This window comes from Caballeronia arationis (assembly GCF_001544975.2).
Taxonomy (GTDB): domain Bacteria; phylum Pseudomonadota; class Gammaproteobacteria; order Burkholderiales; family Burkholderiaceae; genus Caballeronia; species Caballeronia arationis.
The window spans coordinates 1-5,537 of record NZ_FCOG02000241.1 but is presented as its reverse complement, the minus strand read 5'-3'; the positions used below and the strand labels follow the sequence as shown (position 1 = coordinate 5,537).

At 61.1% G+C, this 5,537-nt stretch carries 5 protein-coding genes; 3 read left to right on the top strand and 2 right to left on the bottom strand.

The window, feature by feature from the left end; genetic code table 11:
* Positions 1–739 (bottom strand): SUMF1/EgtB/PvdO family nonheme iron enzyme (locus AWB81_RS40030; protein ID WP_235026168.1); only part of this gene is annotated, 739 nt, incomplete at its 3' end.
* Between the two features lie 124 nt (positions 740–863).
* Entirely contained in the window at positions 864–2,570 is a 1,707-nt protein-coding gene (locus tag AWB81_RS40025; RefSeq protein ID WP_062643858.1) for an arylsulfatase, read from the bottom strand.
* A gap of 498 nt (positions 2,571–3,068) precedes the next feature.
* Between AWB81_RS40025 and AWB81_RS40020 the strand changes: the two genes are divergently transcribed.
* The 3 genes from AWB81_RS40020 to AWB81_RS40010 form a co-directional block, all read left to right on the top strand.
* On the top strand, positions 3,069–4,109 hold the full coding sequence (locus AWB81_RS40020) for an HAD family hydrolase (protein ID WP_062643860.1): 1,041 nt from the start codon (positions 3,069–3,071) through the stop codon (positions 4,107–4,109).
* Positions 4,110–4,161: 52 nt separating this feature from the next.
* A complete protein-coding gene (locus AWB81_RS40015) occupies positions 4,162–4,950 on the top strand; it encodes a hypothetical protein (protein ID WP_097189787.1) in 789 nt (262 codons plus the stop codon).
* Positions 4,951–5,007: 57 nt separating this feature from the next.
* A partial coding sequence (locus tag AWB81_RS40010) for a DUF3300 domain-containing protein (protein WP_144444331.1) occupies positions 5,008–5,537 on the top strand: 530 nt, incomplete at its 3' end.

The following is a 5,537-nucleotide window of genomic DNA, read 5'->3' as shown; positions in this document are numbered from 1 at the left end:
CCGCCTTGGCGCTCATCACCGGAAATGGGCGCGCTTGCTGGCCTTGCCAGACGTTCGCCATCTGCTTGCCGTCCGGCGCGAACTTGTCACCCCAGGCGTAGGTAGCCTGCGTGAGCCCGCCGCGCGCCGCGAATTCCCACTCGGCCTCGGTCGGCAGGCGCTTGCCGGCCCACTTCGCATAGGCTTCGGCGTCCTCGTATGAAACCTGCACGACCGGATGATCGTCCTTGCCCGCGATGCTGCTCTGCGGCCCCGCCGGATGCCGCCAGTCCGCGCCCGGCACATAGCGCCACCAGCGCGAGAAGTCTTCGAGTGATACCGGCCCGTCCGTGCCGACGAACACCATTGCGCCCGGCACCAGCACGCTGTCTGGCGCGCGCGGCGTGCCAGGCGGCGCCTGAACCTTGATCGTCTCCCAGTCGGGCTTCTTCTCGGCCGTCGTGACGTAGCCGGTCGCTTCGACAAACTTGCGGAACTCGGCGTTCGTCACGTGATGCTCGTCCATCCAGAAGCCGTGCACGCGCACCTTGTGGGCGGGGCGCTCGTTGGCTTGTGCCATCTTGGCGTCGCTGCCCATCAGGAACTCGCCGCCCGGCACCCAGGCCATCCCTTGTGGACCATGCACGCCGTCGCCTTGGGCTACTTTCGAGGAGGCGGCTCTCGAGTGAGTGCCGATGGCCCAGTTTGCCGCGAACCCGATCAATGCAGGGCACGTCACGAGGAGCAAGCCCCAGAGCAGCAGCCTGCTTGAGCGCGCGGTTACGCGGGAAGGGCGGGCGGCAGCACTGGAGTTGCTGTTTGCGTTTGCCGTTTTTCGATTCGCCATGCCGCGTTCTCCATTCGCTTTGTCCCTGCTCGCAGGATCATTCGCTCGGGTGGCGGTGACCATTCTGCTTGACCTCCTGCAAGATCCGGCTGAGGTTGTAGCTGGCCGGGTCCTGCATCGGCGGGAACGCCGTGTAGCTCTCCAGTTCCTTCAGCCACAGCAGTTGCCCGATAGGCAGGGTGTTCCAGTTGTAGAGATAGGCTGTGCTCGGCGCAGCCAATGCGCCGCCGTAGCCGAGCAACGACTTGCTGTCGGCGCCGACCGTGGTCTCGAAAGGATCACGCATGATGTTGTCGACCTGGGTCCAGTGATACGTAGTGGCTCCGACAAGGCCGCAGGTCGCGCAGTCTCCGACCATCGTGTAATAGAACTTCCAGTTCTTGTATCGCACCGCAGATGGTATCGGTCCGGTGTAATAGAAGAAAACCTCGCGTGCCGATTTCGCCGATTTCCCTTCGAGGTAATCGCGCTGGTCGACCCCGTCGAGCGTGGTCTTGACGATGCCGGGGTATTTGCCCGCCTCGATCTGCTTCTTGAGCTGGTCGCCTTTGGGGCCGCCAGCGATGTCGACGAACGTGGGTAGCCAGTCGAGGGACGCGAACATTTCCTTCATGACGGTGCCCGCCTTGATGTGGCCGGGCCAGCGTGCGACCGCCGGCGCGCGCATGCCGCCTTCCCAGGTCGTGAGCTTGCCGCCCTTGAACGGGGTGGTGCCGCCGTCCGGGAAGGTGATGGTTTCGGCGCCGTTGTCGGTGGTGAAGACGACGATCGTGTTGTCGAGTTGGCCCATGTCCTCGAGCTTCTTCAGCACATAGCCGATGTTGTCGTCCATCTGCTTCATGCCCGCTTCGTTGATGCCCCAGTCCTTGCCGCCCTTCTCGCCGAGCATGGCTTCGTACTTCGGCGACAGCATCGTCGTGATGTGCATGCGCGCCGGGTTGTACCACACGAAGAACGGCTTGCCCGTCTTCTTCGGGTCATTGCGATCGATGAAGTCGATGACCTTGGCCGAGATCTCCTCGTCGACCGTGCGGGAGCGATCAAGCGTCAGCGGCCCTTCGTCCTTGCAGGTCTGGTTCTTCGCCGTGCCATCGGACGATTTGCAAGCGATCACGGGGCGAGGCGGCGTCAGGCAGACCGTCGTCTTCGGGTCCACTGCGCCGGGAACATCGGGGAGACCGGGGACCGGCGTGTTCTTGCACGGCGGAGCGATACCCTGCTGGGTGGGCGAGCTGTTGATGTCGTTGAAGCTGACGCCCTGCATCGCGTCGAGGTGATACAGATAACCCCAGAACTCGTGAAAGCCGTGCGCCGTCGGCAGAGCGTCGGTGTGGTCGCCGAGGTGGTTCTTGCCGAACTCGCCGGTGCTATAGCCGAGATCGAGCAGGAACTTCGCGAGCGCCGGCGTGCCGGGAAGAAGGTAGGTCGGGCTGCCCGGAAGCTGCGGCGGAATCATGCCCGCGCGCAGCGGATGCATGCCGGTGAAGAAAGCAGTGCGCCCTGCGGTGCAGCTTTGCTCGGCGTAGTAATGCATGAAGATCGCACCTTCGCTGCCGATCCGGTCGATGTTCGGCGTCTCGCCAACCATCAAGCCGCGATGGTAGATGCTCGGCTGCATCCAGCCGATGTCGTCGCCCATGATGAACAGGATGTTGGGCTTCTGCTGCGCGATCGCAGGCGATGGCGCGAACCATGCGAGCGCGAGTATCACGACGCAAACGGATAACCACGTTCTTGGCTTCATGTGCAGACTCCTAATCGTTTAGTGAAAAGCGAAGTCTTGACGTGCGCAATCAACCCCGAAAACCGTGGTCCAGACGCCGTCCCACACCATTGGCGATGGCAATAAATCTACACAATTATTTTTGTGGGACTGCTTATATAAGTGAAAACGGGGAATAACAGGCCGAAGCTGATGAAATGAATTCGGAGTTAGTCGTTTGGATAATGTTCCGAATCATCAGTAATGCGGGTGATAAGTCCCGCTAAACCTTTTATTTAATGTTGTGCGCGGGCTTCATCACGCGCATTCACCGTAGCATTTACGAACAACGGCCGCTATTGGACCAAAGTCTCATTGAAAGCCATAACGCCTGCACCAACAATCGTTCGAGCACTTATCAGAGTCGGTGCTAACGCTGGTATTGACTGGAATTATCGAAGGCGATCAACGCGCCTGCTGACGCGACTGCCTCGCCGCATATCGCGTGTTCAAGCGGATTCGTTGAGAAAGAAAATGAAGATGCCCCGATTGATTGAAGTCGCGCGTCGACTGTCCGCGTGTCTCGCGCTCGCATGCGCACTGACGTCGTGCGGTTCCGCGCCTGCGCACCAGGACGCCGCGCAGCCGGGCGCCGTTGCTGTCGACCCTCTCCCTTCATGGAACGACACGGCTCAGAAAAAAGCCATCGTCGACTTCGTTCGAAAGACGACGACTGCCGGCTCGGCCGACTTCGTGCCGCCGTCCGAGCGGATTGCGGTCTTCGACGACGATGGCACGCTATGGATCGAACAGCCTGCGTACGTCCAGTTCGTGTTTGCACTCCAGCGGCTTCAGGCGCTGGCGCCTCAGCACCCTGAATGGCGCACTCAGGAGCCTTACCGCTCGGCGCTCGCCGGCAATATGACTGGAGTGTTTTTCAAAAACGGCGAAGCGAACGCGAAGAAACTGATCATGGCGACCCACGCAGGAATGAGCTCTGATCAATTCGCCGCACAGGCGCGCGACTGGCTGGCCTCCGCGCGCGACAAGCGCTTCGGCAGGACGTATCCCGAACTCGTCTATCAGCCGATGCTGGAAGTATTGAGCTATATGCGGGCAAATGGCTTCAAGACATACATCGTTTCCGGCGGGGGTGTCGAATTCATGCGCGGATTCGCAGACCGGGCGTATGGAATCCCGCCGGAACAGGTCATCGGCAGCAGCATCAAGTACCAATACACCGAAGTCGCCGGTCAACCGACGCTCATGCGCATCGGGAAGGTGGAAAACGTGGATGACGGTCCGGGCAAGCCGGCCACGATCCAGAGGGTCATCGGCAGAAGGCCGGTGGCGGCGTTTGGCAATTCGGACGGCGACCTGCAAATGCTCAGATGGACGACCAGCGGAACGGGTGCCCGACTCGGCGTGATCATTCACCACACGGATGCAGCGCGAGAATATGCATACGACCGCACCTCGAAAGTCGGAAAGCTCGACAAGGCACTCGACGCGGCGTCGGGCAACGGCTGGATCGTCGTGGACATGAAGCAGGACTGGAACCGGATGTTCCCCGGAAACTGAATGATCCGGCAAGCCCGGCTAGCGGATGATGTGTCTTCATGAAGGTGCGGGCATGAAAGCGAGATCGCGGCGACGCATTGCGGCATGGGTGGTGTGCGCCTCGCTGAGCGCAGTCGCGGCAACGGCACGCGCTGAAGCGCAGCCGACGTCGCCCAGCCCGGACGGTTGGCAGTTCTCGCTGACGCCGTACTTTTGGCTGGCGGGCCAAAGCGGCAACGTCCGCGTCGGGCAAGTGATCCCAGGTCAAAACGTCGATGCACACTTCTCCGATATCTGGCGCGACCTCGACTTTGGCGTGATGGCGACCTTCGAAGCACGCAAGGATCGCTGGGCAATCATCGTCGATGGGTTTTACGTCAACGTATCGACGACGTCAGACCCGATACTCGGAGGGCGGCTGGGTACGGCACGCTTGCAACTGGACAACGGAATCGTTCAGGCGGTCGGGGCGTATCGCATCCTGCCAAGCGACAAGACACCTGTGGACTTGATAGCGGGCCTACGCTACACAAATCTCAATGCGAAGCTTTCCTTTTCGCCCAGTCCCGTTTTGCCGGCCGGCGACGAACGAAGCACGAATGTCGACTGGGTCGACGCCTTGGTGGGCGTGCGTGCCTTCTATCGATTCACGGATAAGTGGTCGGTCATGGGGTACGCGGATGTGGGGACCGGAGGGGCCAAGTATTCGTGGCAGTTGATTGCCTCGGTGTCCTGGGATGTCTCTAAGATGATTGGCGTGACCGCCGGATATCGGATCCTCGCGCAGGACTACAACACCTCGTCGTTTTACTACAACGTTAGAACCGCCGGTCCGTTTGCCGGCGCCCACATCAAGTTCTAGATCCGGTGGCAATGCGTGCATGAGTGCGTGTAACCGGCGTCCCGGGAGGGCTCGATCGTGAAACGATCCGCAGCATCCGCTCGAACCATAATCGTGCTTTGCGCCGGGCTTGTCTTGCCGCTCGTGACGAGTATCGCGTTGCCGGGCGTCGCCCATGCGCAAGCCACGGTCAAGGTCTCAAATCAACAGCTCGATTCACTGACCGCGCCGATCGCGCTTTACCCCGATCCATTGCTCGCGCAGGTGCTGATGGCGGCGACCTATCCCACGGAGGTGGGATCGGCTGCGGCCTGGTCGAAGGCTCACGCATCGATGACCGGTGATGAAGCCGTGAAGGCGGTCGCGTCGCAGCCGTGGGACCCGAGCGTGCAATCGCTCGTCGCGTTTCCCCAGGTGCTTGCCACCATGGCATCGAAGCCCGATTGGGTCAAGCAGATCGGCGACGCGTTCATTGCGCAACCCAACGACGTGATGGACTCCGTACAGCGGCTGCGCAAGCAGGCGCACGAGGCGGGCAACCTGAAATCGGGCGATCAGCAAAAAGTAGTGGTCGCGCAGAACACCATTCAGATTCAGCCTGCGAATCC